Below are 15,792 nucleotides of genomic sequence, written 5' to 3'. Positions count from 1 at the left end.
GAGAGACAAGACCATGGCACTGACCCGCGAACAGATGGCCCAGCGCGTCGCGCGCGAACTCAAGGACGGCTACTACGTCAACCTCGGCATCGGCATCCCGACCCTGGTGGCCAACTACGTGCCCGAGGGCATGAAAGTGATGCTGCAGTCGGAGAACGGCCTGCTCGGCATGGGTGCCTTCCCCACCGAGGAAACCCTCGACGCCGACATGATCAACGCCGGCAAGCAGACCGTGACCGCCGTGAAGGGCGCGTCGATCTTCTCCTCCGCCGAGTCCTTCGCGATGATCCGAGGCGGCCACGTCGACCTCACCGTGCTCGGCGCCTTCGAGGTGGACGTGCAGGGCAACATCGCCTCCTGGATGATCCCCGGCAAGCTGGTCAAGGGCATGGGCGGCGCCATGGACCTGGTGGCCGGCGCCGACAACATCATCGTCACCATGACCCACGCCTCCAAGGACGGCGAGTCCAAGCTGCTGGACCGCTGCAGCCTGCCGCTGACCGGCGCCGGCTGCATCCGCAAGGTGCTCACCGACCTGGCCTACCTGGAGATCGAGGACGGCGCCTTCGTCCTGCGCGAGACCGCGCCGGGGGTGAGCGTCGCCGAGATCGCCGAGAAGACCGCCGGGCGGCTGATCGTGCCGGACGACGTGAAAGAGATGACCTTCTGAATCCCTCTGTAGGAGCGGGCCCTGCCCGCGAATCGCGCGCAGGGCGCGCTCCTACAACCAGCCGTCAGGGAGAGTGAGACATGCAAGACGTAGTGATAGTCGCCGCCACCCGCACCGCCATCGGCAGCTTCCAGGGCAGCCTGGCGAACATCCCCGCCCACGAGCTGGGCGCCATCGTCATCCGCGAGCTGCTGCAGTGCAGCGGCGTCCAGCCCGAGCAGGTGGACGAGGTCATCCTCGGCCAGGTGCTCACCGCCGGCGCCGGGCAGAACCCGGCGCGCCAGGCCGCCATCGCCGCCGGGCTGCCCCACGAGGTGCCCGCGCTGACGCTGAACAAGGTCTGCGGCTCCGGCCTCAAGGCCCTGCACCTGGCGGCCCAGGCCATCCGCTGCGGCGACGCCGAGGTGGTCATCGCCGGCGGCCAGGAGAACATGAGCCTGTCGCCCTACGTGTTGCCCAAGGCTCGCACCGGCCTGCGCATGGGCCATGCGCAACTGGTCGACAGCATGATCGTCGACGGCCTGTGGGACGCCTTCAACGACTACCACATGGGCATCACCGCCGAGAACCTGGCGGACAGGTACGGCATCGGCCGCGAGGAACAGGACGCCTTCGCCGCCGCCTCGCAGCAGAAGGCCGTGGCCGCCATCGAGGCCGGGCGCTTCCGCGACGAGATCGTCCCGGTGAGCATCCCGCAGCGCAAGGGCGAGGCGCTGAGCTTCGACACCGACGAGCAGCCGCGCGCCGGCACCACCGCCGAGGCCCTGGCCAAGCTCAAGCCGGCGTTCAGGAAGGACGGCTCCGTCACCGCCGGCAACGCCTCCAGCCTCAACGACGGCGCCGCCGCCGTGCTGCTGATGAGCGCCGCCAAGGCCAAGGCGCTGGGCCTGCCGGTGCTGGCGCGCATCGCTGCCTACGCCAGCGCCGGCGTCGACCCGGCGATCATGGGCATCGGCCCGGTCTCCGCCACCCGCCGTTGCCTGGACAAGGCCGGCTGGCAGCTGGGCGAGCTGGACCTGGTCGAGGCCAACGAAGCCTTCGCCGCGCAATCCCTGGCGGTGGGCAAGGAACTGGGCTGGGACGCCGCCAAGGTCAACGTCAACGGCGGCGCCATCGCCCTCGGCCACCCCATCGGTGCCTCGGGCTGCCGCGTGCTGGTCAGCCTGCTGCACGAAATGCTCCGCCGCGATGCGAAGAAGGGCCTCGCCACCCTCTGCATCGGCGGTGGCCAGGGCGTGGCCCTGGCCCTGGCCCGCGACTGACCGAGCCCCGCGTGCCTGCGTGACGGACGCCCCGGACGAACTCCGGGGCGTTCGGCGTTACAAAGAAAAATAACTCCAATAAATCGAGGTAGGAAAAATGAACGCGAAACTGCAACTGCAGGAAAGCCGTTCCGCGCGCTTCGCCATGGCCTGCTCGGCCTGGGCCGAGCGCTGGTTCCCCGACTCCTGGGTATTCGCCACCCTGGCGGTGCTGATCGTGGCCGTGGCCACCCTGGCCATGGGCGCGGCCCCCGGCGAGACCGCCAAGGCCTTCGGCGACGGCTTCTGGAGCCTGATCCCCTTCACCATGCAGATGGCCTTCGTGGTCATCGGCGGCTACGTGGTGGCCAGTTCCGGCCCGGCCTCGCGGCTGATCGCGCTGCTGGCGCGGGTGCCGAAGAACGGCCGCTCGGCGGTGGCCTGGGTGGCCGTGGTGTCGATGCTCGCCTCGCTGCTCAACTGGGGCCTGAGCCTGGTCTTCGGCGGCCTGCTGGTGCGCGCCCTGGCCCGCCGCACGGACCTGAAGATGGACTACCGCGCCGCCGGCGCCGCCGCCTACCTGGGCCTGGGCGCCGTCTGGGCGCTGGGCCTGTCGTCCTCCGCCGCGCAGCTGCAGGCCAACCCCGGCAGCCTGCCGCCGTCGATCCTCGCCATCACCGGGGTGATCCCCTTCACCGAGACCATCTTCCTCTGGCAGTCCGGCCTGATGCTGCTGGCGCTGGTGGTGGTGTCCGTGGTGATCGCCTACATGACCGCGCCGAGCGAGTCCAACGCCCGTGACGCCCAGGACTGCGGCGTCGACGTCAGCTTCACCCCGCCGCAGATGAGCAAGCCCAGCCGCCCCGGCGAATGGCTGGAGCACAGCCCGCTGCTGATCCTGCTGCTGGTGGCCCTGGCGGCCGGCTGGCTGTACCACGAGTTCGCCACCAAGCCGGCGATCCTCGCCATTTCCGGGCTGAACACCTACAACCTGCTGTTCCTGATGGTCGGCGCGCTGCTGCACTGGCGCCCGCGCAACTTCCTCGACGCCGTGGCCCGCGCGGTGCCGACCACCACCGGGGTGCTGATCCAGTTCCCGCTGTACGGCTCCATCGCCGCCATCATGACCACGGTGAAAGGCGCCGACGGCGCCACGGTGGCGCACCACATCTCCACCTTCTTCGTGCAGATCGCCTCCCACGACACCTACGCGCTGCTGATGGGCGTGTACTCCGCGGTGCTGGGCTTCTTCATCCCCTCCGGCGGCGGCAAGTGGATCATCGAGGCGCCCTACGTGATGCAGGTGGCCACCGAGCTGCAATACCACCTGGGCTGGGCGGTGCAGATCTACAACGCCGCCGAGGCGCTGCCGAACCTGATCAACCCCTTCTACATGCTGCCGCTGCTCGGCGTGCTGGGCCTGAAGGCCCGCGACCTGATCGGCTTCTCCTTCGTCCAGCTGCTGGTGCACATCCCCCTGGTGCTGTTCCTGCTCTGGGCGCTGGGGACCACCCTGCAGTACCTGCCGCCGGTCATGCCGTAACCACGCAGACGGCCGCCGCTGGCAGAGGCCCGGGCACCTGGCGGTGCCCGGGCCTTTTTCAGGGGCGCGGGTTGTCCTGGCGGTAGCTGTGCCCGGGGTCGAGCACGAATTTGTCGACCTGCGCCTGGAGTTCCTTGCTGTGGTACAGGTCCAGGCACTTCAGCAGGTCGAAGCGCACGCCCTTGACCTCGGATTCGGCGAGGGGGTTGCGATAGTCGCGGGCCAGGTAGCTCTCGACCAGCGCCTTCACGGCGTCCGGAGCGTTCTCCATGTCGTAGTAGGTCCAATCGCGCAATGCGCTGACGCTGCTGCCGGCGTCCACGGCGGCAGAACCGTCCGCCTTGTAGGCATTGGCGATACAGGTGGCCAGGACCATGTCCTTGTAGTTCTGCGCATAGGTCCGCGCGGCCGCCTGCGGGCCTTCCGCGGCATAGGCCGCAACGGGAAGCAGGCTGGACGCCAGCAGGGCGAGGCAACACGTGGTCAGGCTCTTGCTCATGGCAGGCTCCAGAAGTTCGCCCTGTCGGCCCGGTAATTCACGCCCGGCTCGTTGAAGTAGCAGTGGTCGTAGCATTGCGTGCATGGTTCATCCTTGAATGGCGTCGAGCGCTGGCTGGATCGTTGCGTTTCGGCAGACGATGGTCCGGGAAGTTCCTCGCCGTACGGATAGCCCCCAGGTTTGCGACATGGGAACGGCGTGAGTGGGGCCGCGTAGGAGCGGATCTTATCCGCGATCCGCGCCGGTGGTCCCGGCAATCGCGGACGGAGTCCGCTCCTACAAGGTGGAGGAGGAACGCCGTCGTAGGATGGGTTGAGCGGAGTGTTCTGCCGGGAGACATGGAGCGATACCCATCACCATGGCCGCATGGGTTTCGCCAAGGCTCAACCCATCCTACGAAGAGCCCTCGGCGCAGCCTGCGAGACAGTTGCGCCCGAGCGTAGGGCGAATAACCGTTCGCGGTTATCCGCCGTTGGCCCGGGCACCGTTGCGACGGCCAACCTGTAGGAGCGGGCCCTGCCCGCGATTCGCGCGCAGGGCGCGCTCCTACAGGGAATGGTGTGGGGGGGCGGCGTAGGATCTCATCCGCGAATCGCGCCGGAACCTCCGGCTATCGCGGACAAGGTCCGCTCCTACGCTGTTTTCTGGGTTCCCGTAGGATGGGTGGAACGAAGCGATACCCATCGCCATGGCCGGAAGCGCAGTCCAGGCCCGACCATGGCGCCGGTGAATGGCATGGGTGTAGCGGCGTATAACCGCGAACGGTCATACGCCCTACGCCACCACCACCCGTTGCGGGTCGGCGGCTTCCAGGGCGGCCTTGCGGCTGGGCTGGGGCGGGTAGATCCATTCGGTGTTGATCCGGCGCTTGAGGGCCTTGGCCTCGGCGCCCTGCAGCTTGACCTGGCGTTCCCAGCCCTCGGTGTAGACCGCGCCCCAAGGGCCCAGGTCGAGGCAGGTGACGTAGACCGGCTGGCCGTAGGCCTGGGTGGGCAGGCCGAGCAGGTCGGCGGCGACGTTGTGGCCGGCGCTGCGGCCCATGTTCATCGCGTGCTGGCAGGACATCAGGGCGTGGTTGCCCGCATCGTCCACCTGGGCCAGGGCCACGTCGCCGGCGGCGAACACGCCGTCCGCGCCCTTGACCCGCAGGTCGCGCGCCACGTGCAGGCGGCCCAGGGCGTCGCGTTCGCCGGGGACCTGCTCGGTCAGCGGGCTGGCGCGCATGCCGGCGGTCCAGATCACCGTCCTGGCCTCGATGCGCTCGCCGGTGGCGGTGGTCAGGCCGTTGGCATCGATGGCCTCGACCGCGGCGCCGAGGAAGCGCACCACGCCCAGCTCGTCCAGGGCCTGCTCGATCACCGGGCGCGGGCCGGAGCCCAGGTCGGGGCCGACCACGTGGCTGCGCTCGACCATCACCACGCGCACCTCGGTGTCGTCGCCGAGCACGCGGCGCACCCGCGCGGGCAGCTCGCAGGCGATCTCGATGCCGGTGAAGCCGCCGCCGGCCACCACCACGGTGTTGCGCGCGTCGCTCGGCGGCAGGTCGGCCAGGCGCGCCAGGTGCACGTCCAGGGCGCTGGCCTCGTCGGTCTGGTCGATGCTGAAGGCGTGCTCGGCCAGGCCCGCAATGGCCGGGCGGAACAGGCGGCTGCCGGTGGTCAGCACCAGGCGGTCGTAGGCGAGGGTGAAGCGTTCGCCGTGGGCGTCGACGGCCTCGACGCTGCGGTCGCCGGTGTGGATGCGCTCGACGCTGCCCTGCAGGTAGCGCACCCCGGCGGCCTCGAACAGCGGCAGCAGCGGCGTGGTCATGCCGGCCGGCGCCGCCTCGTGCAGGCGCGGGCGCAGGTGCAGCACGGGCTCGGGGGAAATCAGCGCGATTTCCACTTCGGCGCTGCGGCCGTGCTGGTCGAGGACGCGGGCGGCGGCCAGCGCGGCCCACATGCCGGCGAAGCCGGAACCGATGACGAGGATGCGTTGTTGCATGGCGGGACTCCTGGGAAGGGAAATTTCGTGAAGGGGATACTAGGCGTTCGGCGGACGGGGAATAACGGACAATCCGGGCGAAAACCGGCAGTCCAATCCTGCGAGTGCTTGGACGTGGCTGCCGACAGCGCCTAGGCTGCTTTGGGCCCACTCACCACATCGTCGCCCAGCCCTTGTTCGCCGACCCCCGCAGCGGAATCCGTTCGCGAGCAAGCTCGCTCCTAAGAAAACCGAAAACAACCGAGAGCAGCGCCATGAACTTCAACCTGCAAGACAAGCTCGCCCTGGTCAGCGGCTCCACCCGCGGCATCGGTTTCGCCATCGTCCAGGGCCTGGCCCGCGAGGGCGCGCGGGTCATCCTCAACGGCCGCACCCAGGCCTCCGTGGACGACGCCCTGGCCAGGCTGCGCGAGCGGCAGCCCGACGCCCGCGTCGAAGGCTTCGCCGGCAACCTGTCGCAACCTGCCGCCATCGCCGAACTGGTGGGCCGCTATCCGCAGGTGGACGTGCTGGTGAACAACCTGGGCATCTTCGATCCCAAGCCCTTCGCGGAAATCCCCGACGCGGACTGGGAGCGCTTCCTGCAGGTCAACCTGCTGTCCGGCGTGCGCCTGAGCCGCGCCTACCTGCCGGGCATGAAGCAGCGCAACTGGGGGCGGGTGGTGTTCATCAGCAGCGAGAGCGGCGTGCAGATCCCGGTGGAGATGATCCACTACGGTGTCACCAAGACCGCCCAGCTCGGCCTGTCCCGCGGCCTGGCCGAGGACTGCGCGGGCACCGGCGTGACGGTCAACGCGGTGTTGCCGGGGCCGACCCATTCCGAGGGCGTCGACGAGTTCGTCGGCAAGCTGTCCGGCGGCAAGCCCTTCGCCGAGTTCGAGGCGGAGTTCTTCCGCAGCGCGCGGCCCAGTTCGCTGCTCAAGCGCTTCACCACGCCCGAGGAGGTGGCCAACCTGGTGGTCTACGTCTGCTCCGAGGCGTCCTCGGCGACCAACGGCGCGGCCCTGCGCGCCGACGGCGGGGTAGTGCGCTCGGCCTTCTGAGGCACGTGGCTGCGCGGCTTCAGGCGATCTGCCGGAGCAGGTCGCGCAGCTTGTCCAGCGCCGGGTCGATGTCCAGCGTCTCGATGGCGCCGAAGCCCATCAGCAGGCCCTGGCGCACTTCCTCCCGGTGGTAGAAGCCGTCCAGCGGGTAGATGCCCACTTCCAGCTTGCGCGCCAGCTCCACCAGCAGCGGCAGCTTCACCGGCACCCGGAACAGCAGCGCCAGGTGGAAGCCGGCGTTGGACGGCACCGCCTGCAGCCAGGGCGCCAGGTCGCCCTCGACCCGCGCCAGGATGCGTTCGCGGCGGCTGGCGTAGATGCCGTGGCAACGGCGGATGTGCTTGAGCAGGCAGCCGTCGCCGATGAACTTCGCCAGCGCCCACTGTGCCAGGGTCGAACTGTGCCAGTCGTTCAGCTGGCGGGCGCGCAGCAGCGCCGGGCGCAGGCCCGGCGGCACCACCAGGTAGCCCAGGCGCAGCTCCGGCAGCAGCGTCTTGGAGAAGGTCCCGACGTAGGCCACCAGGCCCTGGCGGTCGAGGCTGTGCAGCGTTTCGTGGGGGCGGCCCGCGTAGCGGAACTCGCTGTCGTAGTCGTCTTCGATGATCACCGCGCCCAGCTCGGCGGCGCGCGCCAGCAGGGCCTGGCGGCGCGCCTCGCCCATGGGCATGCCCAGCGGGAACTGGTGCGCCGGGGTGCAGTAGATCAGCTGGGTGCCATCGGGAATGCGCTCCACGCACAGGCCCTCGGCGTCTACCGGCACGCTGGCGATCTCCGCGCCCTGCATGGCGAACTGCAGGCGCGCCGGCGGGTAGCCGGGGTCCTCCATGGCCACCCGGGTGCCGGGGCGCACCAGCACCCGGGCCAGCAGGTCGAGGGCCTGCTGGGCGCCGTTGCAGACGATGATGTCCTCGTCGCGGCACTGCACGCCGCGGCTGTAGGCGATGTGCCGGGCGATGGCGTCGCGCAGGCTGGGCAGGCCCTCGGGTTGCGAGTAGATCGCCCGCGGGCCCTGCATCTGCCGCAGGGCGAAGTGCACGCAGCGGCGCCAGTCCTCGTGGGGGAAGCTGGCGAGGCTGCTGGCCCCGCCGAGGAAATCGGCGCGCAGGGTGGCGCCGGCGTGGGGATGGACGATGCGCGTCTGCAGCGCCTGCCAGGTGTCGATGGCGTCCTGGGCGGCGTAGCGGATGGCCTGCGGGCGCCGCTCGTGGCGCGGCGCCCGGGCGTTGACGAAGGTGCCGCTGCCGACGCGGCCGACCAGCAGGCCCTCGTAGGTGAGCTGGGCGTAGATGTCCGACACCGTCTTGCGCGACAGGCCCAGTTGCTCGGCCAGCAGGCGGCTGGGCGGCAGCCGCGCGCCGGCGGCCAGGCGCCCGCTGTCGATGGCCTCGCGCAGCTGCGCGTAGAGTTGCCCGCCAAGGTCCTTCTGGCCCTGGATGACGATGTGCAACTCCATGAATGCCTCTCCGCGCCCGCTCTGTATTGGCGCAAGAGTAGCCAGCGGCTGGCGTGGGTGCGAAGTTGCGCAGGTGTTTTTCGTCCGATTGGCCACCCTGGCACAGCCACGCGCCCGGCAGAATAGCCTTCATCCACTTCCGAGGAATCCGCCATGGAACCACGCCTGGACTACTACACGGCCTCGCCGGAGGCGCTCAAGGCGATCCTGGCGCTGGAGGCGGCGACCTTCGACCTGTCCATCGAGAAGCCCTTGCTGGAGCTGGTCAAGGTGCGCGTCTCGCAGGTCAACAACTGCGCGTTCTGCGCCGACATGCACGCCCTGGAGGCGCGGCGCAACGGCGAGTCCGAGCGGCGCCTGTACGCGGTGGCGGTGTGGCGCGACTCGCCCTTCTTCAGCGACCGCGAACGGGCCGCGCTGGCCTGGTGCGAGTCGGTGACGCTGCTGTCGCAGTCCAACGTGCCCGACGAGGTCTACCAGCAACTGCGCAGCCAGTTCGACGAGCGCGAGGCGGTGGACCTGACCGTGGCCATTTCCGCCATCAACTGCTGGAACCGCCTGGCGGTGAGCTTCCGCCAGCTGCCGGCGCTCTAGCGCCGCCGGGGTTGCCGCGGCAGGCTGCCGGGCAGGGCGTAGTAACGGGCCCGCGCGGCCGGGCTGGCGCGCCAGCGGCGCTCGGCGGCGAGGTCGTCGGCCCAGCGGTCCAGGTCCTTTTCGGCGGGGTGCGGGAAAAGCCGCTGCAGCAGTCGGGCGAACATGGCGGGTCACCTATGTAACTCTTTAAGTGTATTTGTACGGTTACTCAAGGCTGTATTCTGCGCCCACCTTGTAACCTGTCAATAACTATTTAAAGAGTTACTATGCCATTCGTCCGGGCAGACGCGGCCCGGCATCCGGATAGGCCTTGGCGGGGAAGGGGAAAGGCGGCTGCGGCGGGCGCCGCAGCCGGGGCGGGGCTCAGTCGAGGATGGTCAGGGTGACGTCGATGTTGCCGCGGGTGGCGTTGGAGTAGGGGCAGACGATGTGCGCGCGGTCCACCAGGGTCTGCGCCTGGTCGCGCGGCAGGCCGGGCAGGGAGATGCGCAGTTCCACCTCGATGGCGAAGCCGGTGGGCACCGGGCCGATGCCGACCACGCCTTCGATGGACGGGTCCTTGGGTATCGCCAGCTTGTCGCGGGCGGCGACGAACTTCATGGCGCCGAGGAAGCACGCCGAGTAGCCGGCGGCGAACAACTGCTCCGGGTTGGTGCCGCGCTCGCCGTTGCCGCCCAGTTCCTTGGGCGTGGTCAGCTCCACGTCGAGCACGCCGTCGGAGGAAATGGCGCGGCCCTCGCGGCCACCGGTGGCTTCGGCGTAGGCGCGGTACAGCACGTTGTCGATGGACATGGCAGGGCTCCTGATCAGGGGAAGGGGACTGAACAGTCTTGGCCAGGCTGGCGCGGCCCGCCAGTCGCCCGATGCTGTAACTTGAAAACGCCTGGACGAGGGTTACCATGGGCGTCGACACCCGACCCCGGAGCGAGCATGCGCGAAACCACTCCCCAGCCGCCCTACATCCTCGCCGACCACCCGGTGCTGGACTTGCTCAACAGCCTGAGTCGCGCCGATGCCGCGGCCCTGTCGGTCTCCGATGCCTGGCACAGCGACGCCGACGTGCAGCACTGGCTGCGCCTGCTGGGCCTGCCGGCGGAGGGCGCGGACTTCGCCGAGGGTGAGCTGCTGGCCGCCGCCATCGAGCTGCGCGAGACCCTGCGCGAGCTGGTGGGCAAGCGCAAGCGTGGCGAGCCGGCCGACCCGGCGCGCTTCAACGCCTTCCTGCGCAAGGTCGCCAGCTACCCGCAGCTGGATTGGGACGGGCAGGGCGCGCACCTGCGCCACCAGGCCGTGAAGCCCGGCGCCGAATGGCTGCTGGCGCCGCTGGCGGAGCAGGGCGCGCAGTTGCTTGCCGAAGGGGATTTCGAGCTGGTCCGCGTGTGCGAGCACCCGGACTGCACCCTGTGGTTCTACGACCGCACCAAGTCGCACCGCCGGCGCTGGTGCAGCATGGCCCTGTGCGGCAATCGCCACAAGGTCGCCGAGCACCGCAAGCGCCAGCGCCAGGGCGACGCCTGAGGCTCAGCGCGGGCAGCTTGCGGCGGCCCGCGCCGGCTGCCAGGTGCAGGCGGCCCCCAGCAGCAGGGCGGCGCCGGCCGCCAGCAGCGCCGGGCCGAAGCTGCCGCCCAGTTGGTAGAGCGCGCTGGAGGCCAGCGGCCCGACGATCTGCCCCACGCCGTACACCGCGGTCATGGCCGCCAGCATGTTGAAGCGCACCTTCGCCGCCGCCAGGCGCGCGGCGGGCAGGGCGATGGTCGGCGTGCCCATGAAGGTGCCGCCCACCAGCAGGGCACTGGCCAGGTAGGCCGGAGCGCTGTGCTGCAGCACCGGCAGAATCACCCCCAGCGCCTGGGCCAGCAGGTTCGCCGCCAGCGCCCGGCGCGTGCCCAGGCGCAGGTGCAGCCAGTGCCAGAAGAAGCACGACGGCGCCGCCGCCAGGCCGAACACCGCCCAGGCCTGCAGCGGCGACAGCGCGCCGCCGCGCATCAGCAGCGGCAGGTAGGTGGCGGTGATGATGTAGCCGAAGCCGGCCAGGCCGTAGATCAGCAGCAGGCTCGCCGCCGGCATGGGCGCGAACGCCGGTGCCGGCGCCGGGGCGTGGACCGTGCCGGCGGCCGCCGGGCGGCCCAGCGCCGGCCAGGCCAGCAGGGCGAGGACGGCCCCGGCGCCGGCCAGCAGCAGCCAGATCGCCGGGCTGCCCAGGCCCGCGCCATGGCCGCCGGCGATCAGCTCGGCGGAAATCAGGATGCCCACGCCCACGCCGGAGAACATCAGCGGCGCGCCGCGGTGCTGCTGCATCACGTGCAGCAGCCACACCGAGGCGCCCACCAGGGCCACGGCGCTGAGCACCCCGGCCAGCAGGCGCACGGCGATGGCGAACCAGGCCGGCGCCGGCACCGCCATGGCCGCCAGCCCCAGCAGGGTGCCCAGCAGCGCGACCCGGCACAGCAGCGGCGCCAGGCGTTCCGGGCTGCGCGCCAGGGCCAGCGCTCCGAGCAGGTAGCCGGCGTAGTTGGCCGAGGCCGCCAGCGAGCCGCCATTCACGCTCAGCACGCCTTCGCCGACCATCAGCGGGTAGAGCCCGGTGAAGGCGAAGCGGCCGAAGCCCATGCCGATGGCCAGGATGAGCGCGGCGCTCAGCGCCAGCGCCAGTTCCCTGCGCGGGCTCATGAGGCGGCCCCCAGGCTTTCGCGGAAGCGTGCGAAGGCGCCGGTGGCATAGCCTTCGCGCCAGACCAGCAGGGTGTCCACGGTCATCAGCGGCAGCAGTTGCACCGCCGGGGGCTCGCGCTGCAGGTCGAGCAGCGAGCGCGGCAGGATGCCGACGCAGGAACCGGCGGCGACGCAGGCGAGGATGGCATGGTAGGAACCCACCTCCTGCACCTGCACGCGCGGCCCCTCGGCGTTCAGCCAGTCCTCGGCGATCTGCCGGTAGGTACAGCCGCGGGCGAAGCCGGCCAGGCTGCGCACCTTCACATCGCCGGGCCCGCGCACCGGCGGGTGGCAGCCGGGCAGGGCCAGCAGCAGTTCCTCGCGGAACACCGCCTCGCCCAGCAGGCCGCGCTCCAGGGCCGCCTCGAAGCCGGGTTCGGCGCGCAGGGCATCGGGGTGGGCGATGAGCGCGCAGTCCAGGCGCCGCGACAGCACGCCATCCACCAGCGCCTGGCTGGTGCCGGTGCCGACTTCCAGCCGCACCTGCGGGCAGGCCTTGTGGAAGTTCGCCAGCGGCCCGGGCAGGCGGCTGGCGGCGGTGCTTTCCATGCTGCCCAGGCGCAGGCTGCCGCTGGCCTCCCGCGGGTGCAGCGACTGCCGCGCCTCGGCGGCCAGGGCCAGGAGCTGCCCGGCATAGGCGAGGAAGTCGCGGCCCTGGTCGGTCAGCGCCATGCGCTTGCCGTCGCGCAGGAACAGCGCCACGCCCAGGTCTTCCTCCAACTGGCGGATGCGCGTGGTGACGTTCGATTGCACTCGCTGCAGGCGCGCGGCGGCGCGGGTCACGCTCTGCTCCTCGGCGACGCAGCGGAAGATTTCCAGGCTGGAAAGGTCCATCGGTGATCTCTGCTTGAGAATGTATTGCGCAAAATATTCTCTGTATGAGATTTTAAGTCAACCATCGATCACCCCAAGAGATCATCGCCATGTCCCTTCGCGAACTGCTCGGCGTCGACCACCCCATCATCCAGGCGCCCATGGTTGGCGTTTCCACCCCGGCGCTGGCCGCCGCGGTGTCCAACGCCGGCGCCCTGGGCTCCATCGGCCTGGGCGCCAGCACCCCGGCCCAGGCCCGCGAGCTGATCGCCCAGGTCCGCGCGCTGAGCGCAAGGCCGGTGAACTACAACTTCTTCTGCCATCGCCCGGGCCGCGCCGACGAGGCCCGCGAGGCGGCATGGCTGGAGCACCTGCGGCCGCTGTTCGAGGAACTGGGCGGCGAGCCGCCGGCGGCGCTGCGGGAGATCTACCGCAGCTTCGTCGACGACCCGCAGATGCTGGAGGTGCTGCTGGAAGAGCGGCCGGCGGTGGTCAGCTTCCACTTCGGCCTGCCCGCGCAGGGCTGGATCGACCGGCTGAAGGCCGCCGGCATCGTCCTGCTGGGCTGCGCCACCCACCTGGCGGAGGCCCGCGCCATCGAGGCCGCAGGGCTGCATGCGGTGGTCGCCCAGGGCTACGAGGCGGGCGGGCACCGCGGCATCTTCGACCGCGAACACGATGACCGCATCGGCACCCTGGCGCTGGTCGGCAGCCTGGTGCCGGCGCTGAATATCCCGGTGATCGCCGCCGGCGGCATCATGGACGGCCGCGGCATCCGCGCCGCCTTCGACCTGGGGGCCCAGGCGGTGCAGATGGGCACGGCCTTCGTCGCCTGCCCGGAATCCTCGGCCAACGCCGCCTACCGCGCGGCGCTGCGCAGCGAGCGGGCCTGGCACACCGAAGTCACGGCAGCAATTTCCGGGCGCCCGGCGCGTGGCCTGCCCAACCGCCTGTTCAGCGACCTGCAGCGCGCCGACGCCCCGGCGCTGCCGGACTACCCCATGGTCTACGACGCCACCAAGGCGCTGGTCGCCGCGGCCCAGGCCGCGGGCAACGGCGACTTCGCCGTGCAATGGGCCGGCCAGGGCGCGCCCCTGGCGCGGGAATTGCCGGCGGCGGAGCTGGTGGCCAGGCTGGTCGAGGAGTTGAATCGGGCGTAGGGCGTATAACGCCTACGGCGTTATCCGCCGTTTGACCTTGGCCGACCGTCTGCTCGGTGTCGACCTGGACATGGGCCCTGGAAATGCCCAGCCGAGCCCCGATGCAGAGGATGCGTTCGGTGTAGCGGCGTATAACCGCGAACGGTTATACGCCCTACGCTCCCTGTCGGTCCGCGGTCAGGCTGGGCGCCGGTCGTGGCCGCCAGCACTCGGCGAGGAGCACCCCGGCCAGGGTCAGGGCGCCGCCATACAGGTGGTGCACGCCCAGGCGCTCGTCGAGGATCACCGCGGCGATGGCCGCGGTCACCAGCGGCAGCAGGTTGAAGAACAGCGCCATGCGGTTCGGGCCCATCTCCTGCACGCCGCGCATCCACGCCAGGGGCGCGACTATGGAGGCCAGCAGGCCGGCGTAGGCCACCAGCGGCAGGTTGCCGGCGTCCAGGCCGTGGTGCGGCGAGAGCAGGTACATCGGCAGCATCGCCAGCACCGCCACCAGCACCTGCAGGTACAGCAGCTGCAACCCCGGCAGGCGCACCTGCCATTTCTTCAGCAGCACGCCGTACAGGCCGTAGGCGAGGGTGGCCACCAGCATCATGCCGTCGCCCAGGCCGATGCCCTGGTGCAGCAGGCTGCCCAGTTCGCCATGGGCGATCACCAGCAGCACGCCCAGCAGCGACAGCAGCGAGCCGAGCACGCCGCCGGCATTGAGCCGCTGGCCGAGCAGGGCGCAGGCCAGGCCCATGGACATCAGCGGCATCAGCGCGAGGATGATGCCCATGTTGGTGGCGCTGGTCAGCGCCGCGGCGTAGTAGGCCAGGCTCTGGTACACGGCCATGCCCAGCAGGCCCAGCACGACGATCTTCGGCAGCAGCGGCGCTATCTCGGCGCGCCGCGCCAGCAGCGGGCGCAGCACGAAGGGCGTGAGCAGCACGGCCACCACCAGCCAGCGGAAGAAGCCGATCTCGGCCGGGGCGATACGGCCCACGGCGAGCTTGTTGACCACGGTGTTGCCGGCCCAGACGAGCACGGCGAAGAGCGGGAAGAAATAAGTCATTGCAGCGGACATCTCTGAAGGACGGGCGCCATTGTCCCGCCGTCCGGATTGGCGCTTATACTTCGTTCCGGACAACTCGCCGCGCCATCCGGACATGCCCACGAAGAAATACATCCCCCTGCCGCTGCCGGACCACCAGGCCCTGCCGGCGCCCTTGTACTTCCGCTACGACGAGTTCGGCGCCGACACCCATTCGGCGCCCCACAGCCACCCCTGGGGCCAGCTCAACTACGCCTCCCACGGGGTGATGCAGCTGGACGTCGGCGGCCAGCGCTTCCTCTCGCCGCCGCAGTACGCGGTGTGGGTGCCGCCGGGGGTGGAGCACGGCTGCTACAACCGCGAGGCCATCGTCTACCGCTCGCTGTACGTCAGCGCCGAGCTGTCCCGCCAGTTGCCGGCCTCGCCCTGCACGCTGCAGATCGGCGACATCCTCAAGGCCATCCTCAACGACTTCGCCGCGCGCGGGGTGAACATCCCCGAGAGCGCGGCCGACCGACGCCTGGCCCAGGTGGTGCTGGACCAGCTGAAGGCCTCGCCCTGCCGCGAGGACTACCTGCCGTTCGCCCAGAGCGCGCAACTGGGCGAGCTGCTCGCCGCGCTGCAGGCCGAGCCCGGCGACAACCGCGCCCTGGCCGACTGGGCCAGGCAGGTGCACAGCACCGAGCGCACCCTGGCGCGCATGTGCCAGCGCGAGCTGGGCATGAGCTTCGGCGAATGGCGCCAGCGCCTGCGCTTCCTCGCCGCCATCGAGGCGCTGGAGGCCGGGCGCGGGGTGCAGGAGATCGCCTTCGACCTGGGCTACAGCAGCGCCTCGGCGTTCATCGCCATGTTCCGCCGCCAGGCCGGCACCACGCCGGAGCAGTACCGCCTGTCGAGCCGGGGTTGAAGGCAGGGCCTGCCTTGTAAGCCGGGGGTGATGGGTATCGCTTCGCTCAACGCCATCCTACGGGATGTTCCGTGACGCCACAGGATTCCCCTTGTAGGAGCGGGCCCTGCCCGCGAATCGCGCGCAGGGCGCGCTCCTGCAG

At 70.4% G+C, this 15,792-nt stretch carries 16 protein-coding genes; 8 read left to right on the top strand and 8 right to left on the bottom strand.

The window, feature by feature from the left end:
• Window positions 1-13: 13 nt before the first annotated feature.
• From CHC02_RS22945 to CHC02_RS22935, 3 genes are all read left to right on the top strand, one after another.
• Window positions 14-670 carry a CoA transferase subunit B gene (locus CHC02_RS22945; protein WP_089393718.1) on the top strand — a complete coding sequence of 219 codons (657 nt, stop codon included), beginning with the start codon at window positions 14-16 and terminating at the stop codon, window positions 668-670.
• Window positions 671-750: 80 nt separating this feature from the next.
• A complete protein-coding gene (locus tag CHC02_RS22940) occupies window positions 751-1,932 on the top strand; it encodes an acetyl-CoA C-acetyltransferase (protein ID WP_089393717.1) in 1,182 nt (393 codons plus the stop codon).
• A 97-nt stretch (window positions 1,933-2,029) separates the two neighbouring features.
• On the top strand, window positions 2,030-3,454 hold the full coding sequence (locus CHC02_RS22935; RefSeq protein WP_089393716.1) for a short-chain fatty acid transporter: 1,425 nt from the start codon (window positions 2,030-2,032) through the stop codon (window positions 3,452-3,454).
• Between the two features lie 58 nt (window positions 3,455-3,512).
• Here CHC02_RS22935 and CHC02_RS22930 read toward each other — a convergent pair whose 3' ends face one another.
• Complete coding sequence (locus CHC02_RS22930; RefSeq protein WP_089393715.1) at window positions 3,513-3,953, bottom strand: type VI secretion system amidase immunity protein Tai4; 441 nt, start codon at window positions 3,951-3,953, stop codon at window positions 3,513-3,515.
• A gap of 774 nt (window positions 3,954-4,727) precedes the next feature.
• A complete protein-coding gene (locus CHC02_RS22920) occupies window positions 4,728-5,936 on the bottom strand; it encodes an NAD(P)/FAD-dependent oxidoreductase (protein WP_089393714.1) in 1,209 nt (402 codons plus the stop codon).
• Between the two features lie 254 nt (window positions 5,937-6,190).
• Between CHC02_RS22920 and CHC02_RS22915 the strand changes: the two genes are divergently transcribed.
• Complete coding sequence (locus CHC02_RS22915; RefSeq protein ID WP_089393713.1) at window positions 6,191-6,979, top strand: SDR family NAD(P)-dependent oxidoreductase; 789 nt, start codon at window positions 6,191-6,193, stop codon at window positions 6,977-6,979.
• 19 nt (window positions 6,980-6,998) lie between these two features.
• On the opposite strand, the gene pdxR is transcribed toward CHC02_RS22915, so the two are convergent.
• Window positions 6,999-8,432 (bottom strand): MocR-like pyridoxine biosynthesis transcription factor PdxR, encoded by a 1,434-nt coding sequence (gene pdxR, locus CHC02_RS22910; RefSeq protein WP_089393712.1) that lies wholly within the window; start codon window positions 8,430-8,432, stop codon window positions 6,999-7,001.
• A 153-nt stretch (window positions 8,433-8,585) separates the two neighbouring features.
• Between pdxR and CHC02_RS22905 the strand changes: the two genes are divergently transcribed.
• Entirely contained in the window at window positions 8,586-9,026 is a 441-nt protein-coding gene (locus CHC02_RS22905; protein ID WP_089393711.1) for a carboxymuconolactone decarboxylase family protein, read from the top strand.
• On the opposite strand, the gene CHC02_RS30270 is transcribed toward CHC02_RS22905, so the two are convergent.
• Window positions 9,023-9,190, bottom strand: coding sequence for a hypothetical protein (locus CHC02_RS30270; protein WP_167364771.1), 168 nt, complete (start codon window positions 9,188-9,190; stop codon window positions 9,023-9,025). The genes CHC02_RS22905 and CHC02_RS30270 overlap by 4 nt on opposite strands.
• 199 nt (window positions 9,191-9,389) lie before the next feature.
• Window positions 9,390-9,818 carry an organic hydroperoxide resistance protein gene (locus tag CHC02_RS22900; RefSeq protein ID WP_089393710.1) on the bottom strand — a complete coding sequence of 143 codons (429 nt, stop codon included), beginning with the start codon at window positions 9,816-9,818 and terminating at the stop codon, window positions 9,390-9,392.
• Between the two features lie 138 nt (window positions 9,819-9,956).
• On the opposite strand from CHC02_RS22900, the gene CHC02_RS22895 reads away from it, so the two are divergent.
• Window positions 9,957-10,544 carry a CGNR zinc finger domain-containing protein gene (locus tag CHC02_RS22895; protein ID WP_089393709.1) on the top strand — a complete coding sequence of 196 codons (588 nt, stop codon included), beginning with the start codon at window positions 9,957-9,959 and terminating at the stop codon, window positions 10,542-10,544.
• 3 nt (window positions 10,545-10,547) lie between these two features.
• Here CHC02_RS22895 and CHC02_RS22890 read toward each other — a convergent pair whose 3' ends face one another.
• Window positions 10,548-11,696, bottom strand: coding sequence for a YbfB/YjiJ family MFS transporter (locus CHC02_RS22890; RefSeq protein WP_089393708.1), 1,149 nt, complete (start codon window positions 11,694-11,696; stop codon window positions 10,548-10,550).
• Window positions 11,693-12,571 carry a LysR family transcriptional regulator gene (locus CHC02_RS22885; protein WP_089393707.1) on the bottom strand — a complete coding sequence of 293 codons (879 nt, stop codon included), beginning with the start codon at window positions 12,569-12,571 and terminating at the stop codon, window positions 11,693-11,695. Before CHC02_RS22885 ends, CHC02_RS22890 begins: the two co-directional genes overlap by 4 nt.
• 89 nt (window positions 12,572-12,660) lie before the next feature.
• On the opposite strand from CHC02_RS22885, the gene CHC02_RS22880 reads away from it, so the two are divergent.
• On the top strand, window positions 12,661-13,710 hold the full coding sequence (locus tag CHC02_RS22880) for an NAD(P)H-dependent flavin oxidoreductase (protein WP_089393706.1): 1,050 nt from the start codon (window positions 12,661-12,663) through the stop codon (window positions 13,708-13,710).
• Between the two features lie 154 nt (window positions 13,711-13,864).
• Here the strand turns inward: CHC02_RS22880 and CHC02_RS22875 are convergent, their stop codons facing one another.
• Window positions 13,865-14,764, bottom strand: a complete 900-nt coding sequence (locus tag CHC02_RS22875) for a DMT family transporter (RefSeq protein WP_089393705.1) — start codon at window positions 14,762-14,764, stop codon at window positions 13,865-13,867.
• Between the two features lie 94 nt (window positions 14,765-14,858).
• Here CHC02_RS22875 and CHC02_RS22870 point away from each other — a divergent pair, with 94 nt between their 5' ends.
• The gene (locus CHC02_RS22870; protein ID WP_089393704.1) at window positions 14,859-15,650 is read left to right on the top strand and encodes an AraC family transcriptional regulator; all 792 of its coding nucleotides are present in this window, start codon (window positions 14,859-14,861) and stop codon (window positions 15,648-15,650) included.
• The last annotated feature ends 142 nt before the right edge of the window (window positions 15,651-15,792 follow it).

This window comes from Pseudomonas delhiensis (genome assembly GCF_900187975.1).
Lineage (GTDB): Bacteria > Pseudomonadota > Gammaproteobacteria > Pseudomonadales > Pseudomonadaceae > Pseudomonas > Pseudomonas delhiensis.
This window is presented reverse-complemented; position numbering and strand designations above follow the sequence as displayed.

What these genes read in the sequence shown, in the direction of transcription:
- CHC02_RS22945 (WP_089393718.1), top strand. Translation starts at nt 14, where the DNA reads ATGGCACTGACCCGCGAACAGATGGCCCAGCGCGTCGCGCGCGAACTC.
- CHC02_RS22940 (WP_089393717.1), top strand. Translation starts at nt 751, where the DNA reads ATGCAAGACGTAGTGATAGTCGCCGCCACCCGCACCGCCATCGGCAGC.
- CHC02_RS22935 (WP_089393716.1), top strand. Translation starts at nt 2,030, where the DNA reads ATGAACGCGAAACTGCAACTGCAGGAAAGCCGTTCCGCGCGCTTCGCC.
- CHC02_RS22930 (WP_089393715.1), bottom strand. Translation starts at nt 3,953, where the DNA reads ATGAGCAAGAGCCTGACCACGTGTTGCCTCGCCCTGCTGGCGTCCAGC.
- CHC02_RS22920 (WP_089393714.1), bottom strand. Translation starts at nt 5,936, where the DNA reads ATGCAACAACGCATCCTCGTCATCGGTTCCGGCTTCGCCGGCATGTGG.
- CHC02_RS22915 (WP_089393713.1), top strand. Translation starts at nt 6,191, where the DNA reads ATGAACTTCAACCTGCAAGACAAGCTCGCCCTGGTCAGCGGCTCCACC.
- pdxR (WP_089393712.1), bottom strand. Translation starts at nt 8,432, where the DNA reads ATGGAGTTGCACATCGTCATCCAGGGCCAGAAGGACCTTGGCGGGCAA.
- CHC02_RS22905 (WP_089393711.1), top strand. Translation starts at nt 8,586, where the DNA reads ATGGAACCACGCCTGGACTACTACACGGCCTCGCCGGAGGCGCTCAAG.
- CHC02_RS30270 (WP_167364771.1), bottom strand. Translation starts at nt 9,190, where the DNA reads ATGTTCGCCCGACTGCTGCAGCGGCTTTTCCCGCACCCCGCCGAAAAG.
- CHC02_RS22900 (WP_089393710.1), bottom strand. Translation starts at nt 9,818, where the DNA reads ATGTCCATCGACAACGTGCTGTACCGCGCCTACGCCGAAGCCACCGGT.
- CHC02_RS22895 (WP_089393709.1), top strand. Translation starts at nt 9,957, where the DNA reads ATGCGCGAAACCACTCCCCAGCCGCCCTACATCCTCGCCGACCACCCG.
- CHC02_RS22890 (WP_089393708.1), bottom strand. Translation starts at nt 11,696, where the DNA reads ATGAGCCCGCGCAGGGAACTGGCGCTGGCGCTGAGCGCCGCGCTCATC.
- CHC02_RS22885 (WP_089393707.1), bottom strand. Translation starts at nt 12,571, where the DNA reads ATGGACCTTTCCAGCCTGGAAATCTTCCGCTGCGTCGCCGAGGAGCAG.
- CHC02_RS22880 (WP_089393706.1), top strand. Translation starts at nt 12,661, where the DNA reads ATGTCCCTTCGCGAACTGCTCGGCGTCGACCACCCCATCATCCAGGCG.
- CHC02_RS22875 (WP_089393705.1), bottom strand. Translation starts at nt 14,764, where the DNA reads ATGACTTATTTCTTCCCGCTCTTCGCCGTGCTCGTCTGGGCCGGCAAC.
- CHC02_RS22870 (WP_089393704.1), top strand. Translation starts at nt 14,859, where the DNA reads ATGCCCACGAAGAAATACATCCCCCTGCCGCTGCCGGACCACCAGGCC.